Here is a 2,793-nt window from a genome sequence, read left to right as displayed (position 1 = left end):
TCCAGGAGTACGTGACCCCGGAGCTCTACAACCTGCTGCGCGCCGAGCGTGACAGGCACCCGGCCAACAACCGCACCGAGGTGGTGCGCCTGTTCGCCGAGCTAGGCATGGTCCAGGAGGTCGGCCAGCAGGCCGAGGCCACGGTGATCTTCCACGGCATCCTCGACGAGAACGGCGAGCACAACGAGTTCAACGAGACCTGGCACCTGGTGCGCGACCTGCGCGACGGCGCCCCTTGGTACGTGCAGGGCATCGAACAGAACGGATAAGCCAACCCGACACGGCAAGGCCGGGCGAGATCGCCCGGCCTTGCCGTATCAGGATCCCACCGGCCGTCAGTCGCCCTCGGCAGCATCCTGGATGGACTCGCCCATCTCCTCGACGCCCTCGCCGGCGTCTTCCATGGCCTCGTCGATCTCCTGGCCAGCCTCCTCGGCGGGGCCGGGGTCATCCTGGCAACCGACCAGGCCGGCCGCCAGCATGCCGACCAGCAGCGCCAGCCCGAGCTTCTTGAGCATCTCGTGCGTCATGGGGTCTCTCCTCCTGAGAATCATCCTGGAAAGGAACCACGGCGGGTGGCCCTTCTCCACCCTAGCCGAGACAGCGTGGCACCACCACCAACTCCTGAAACGCCTTGTAACCATTGGCACTACCGCGAATACAAGGAGAAAAAAAGGGTGCGCCTCGGCGAGGCGCACCCATGACCACTCGCATGACGACGCCGCCGGGCGAGTGCTATGATCCATGCCCTGATACCTGTAAACGAAACGTAGACATCAACAGCACAACGAGGAATCCGGCTTGTCACATTTACCGGTGATCGTCGGCATGGGCGGCATCAACCCCGCCGGCAGAGCCTCGGGCCACCAGGCGTTTCGTCGCACCGTACTCGACGCCCTGCCCGATGAGGACCAGGCCCGCACCCTGCTGAGCCTGGCTGCCCTGATGCGCCTGGCCAGCGCGGGCGTAGAGGGCACCTGGCAGGACGCCGACGGGCATGAGCTCAACGCCTCCGCGATCGTCGAGCAGATCCGTCAGCCGGTGCTCGATCACACCCTGATCCGCCGCATCGAGGATCCCCGTTTCAATGACGAGGGCATTCCGGCCAACCGCCGCGCCAGTCTGGAGCTGGACACGCCCCTGAGCTTCCGCCTGCGCCGGCGCCAGCTTCCCGACGACCTGCCGCCCACCTGGCAGGTGCGCGAGCTGGACCGCCACACCCTGGAAGTCACCGTTCCCGCCGGCAAGATGGACGTGATGCTGCCGGAGCACCGCCCGGCCCAGGTGCGCGCCGCCGGCCAGCTCCCCACCGGCTTCGAGCCCAGCCGGCTCTATCGCAGCGTGCACCATCCGCGGGGCCTCTCCATGGCGATCTTCGCCGCCAGCGACTGCCTGGGCGACAGCGGCCTCTCCTGGGATGGGCTGCGCGACCGCCTGGACCCCGACGAGGTCGCCGTCTACGCCGGCAACTCCATCGGCCAGCTCGACGACGAGGGCTGGGGCGGCCTGCTCAAGAGCTTCGTCTCCGGCAACCGTGCCACCTCCAAGCAGATGCCCCTGGGCTACGGCCAGATGCCCGCCGACTTCCTCAACGCCTATGTGCTGGGCAGCGTGGGCGGCACCGGCGCGGCGCTGGGCGCCTGCGCCAGCTTCCTCTACAATCTGCGCCTGGGGGTCGACGATATCCAGGCCGGCCGTCGCCGGATGGTGATGGTCGGCACCGCCGATGCCCCGGTGACCCCCGAGATCATCGAGGGCTTCCGGGCCATGGGGGCGCTGGCCGATGACGACAGCCTCAAGGCGCTGGATGCCCTCACGCTGCTCACCGACGCCGACTACCAGCGCGCCTGCCGCCCCTTTGCCCGCAACTGCGGCTTCACCATCGCCGAGTCCAGCCAGTTCGTGATGCTGATGGACGACAGCCTGGCCCTGGAGACGGGTGCCGAGATCCTGGGCAGCGTGCCGGCGGTGTTCGTCAACGCCGATGGCTGGAAGCGCTCCATCTCGGCCCCCGGCATCGGCAACTACATCACCCTGGGCAAGGCCGCCGCCCTGGTTCGCGACCTGCTCGGCGAGCGCGCGCTGCGCGAGCGCACCTTCCTGCATGCCCACGGCACCAGCACGCCCAAGAACCGGGTGACCGAATCCCATGTCTTCGACCTGGTGGCCCGGGCCAACGGCATCACCGACTGGCCGGTGGTGGCGGTCAAGGCCTATGTCGGCCACTCCCAGGGCAGCGCCGCCGGCGACCAGCTCGCCAGCGCCTTGGGCAGTTTCGCCCACGGCCTGCTGCCCGGCATCGTCACCCTCGACGCCGTCGCCGATGATGTCCATGCCGATCGGCTGCGGCTCTCTCGAGAACCGATCCGCTTCGCGGCCGATGCCGCCTTCATCAACGCCAAGGGCTTCGGCGGCAACAACGCCACCGGTGTGGTGCTCTCCCCGTCGGCCACCGAGCGGCTGCTGCGGGCCCGCCACGGCGAGGCCGCGGTGGCCGCCTGGCAGGCCCGGCGCGAGACGACCCGCGAGACCGCCGCCGACTATCACCGCCGTGCCGACCGGGGCGAGTTCACGGCCCGCTACCGCTTCGGCGAGGGGGTGCTGGAAGGGCCCGAGCTCACCATGAGCGCCGAGAGCCTGCAGATTCCCGGCTATGCGCGCCCCGTCTCCCTGGCAGTGGACAACCCCTACGGACGACTACCGGACGCAGACGACTGATGAACATCGCGGTATACCCCGGCACCTTCGACCCCATCACCAACGGCCACTTCGACCTGATCGAGCGCGCCTCGC

General features: G+C 68.8%; 3 protein-coding genes and 1 pseudogene. 3 read left to right on the top strand and 1 reads right to left on the bottom strand.

Translation table 11 applies throughout. The features are described 5' to 3' along the window. A pseudogene (locus J5F18_RS04010) lies at positions 1-269 on the top strand (transporter); the annotation flags it as partial. A gap of 66 nt (positions 270-335) precedes the next feature. Here the strand turns inward: J5F18_RS04010 and J5F18_RS04005 are convergent. Beyond that, complete coding sequence (locus tag J5F18_RS04005) at positions 336-530, bottom strand: hypothetical protein (RefSeq protein ID WP_346301040.1); 195 nt, start codon at positions 528-530, stop codon at positions 336-338. A gap of 298 nt (positions 531-828) precedes the next feature. Between J5F18_RS04005 and J5F18_RS04000 the strand changes: the two genes are divergently transcribed. Both J5F18_RS04000 and J5F18_RS03995 read left to right on the top strand, forming a co-directional pair. Continuing rightward, on the top strand, positions 829-2,718 hold the full coding sequence (locus J5F18_RS04000; protein WP_346302169.1) for a beta-ketoacyl synthase: 1,890 nt from the start codon (positions 829-831) through the stop codon (positions 2,716-2,718). Beyond that, on the top strand, positions 2,718-2,793 hold a 76-nt coding region (locus J5F18_RS03995), incomplete at its 3' end, for an adenylyltransferase/cytidyltransferase family protein (protein ID WP_346302168.1). The genes J5F18_RS04000 and J5F18_RS03995, both read left to right, overlap by 1 nt.

Source organism: Halomonas sp. BM-2019, assembly GCF_017584085.1.
The sequence above is the reverse complement of the archived record's forward strand: the minus strand, read 5'-3'. Positions and strand labels throughout refer to the sequence as shown.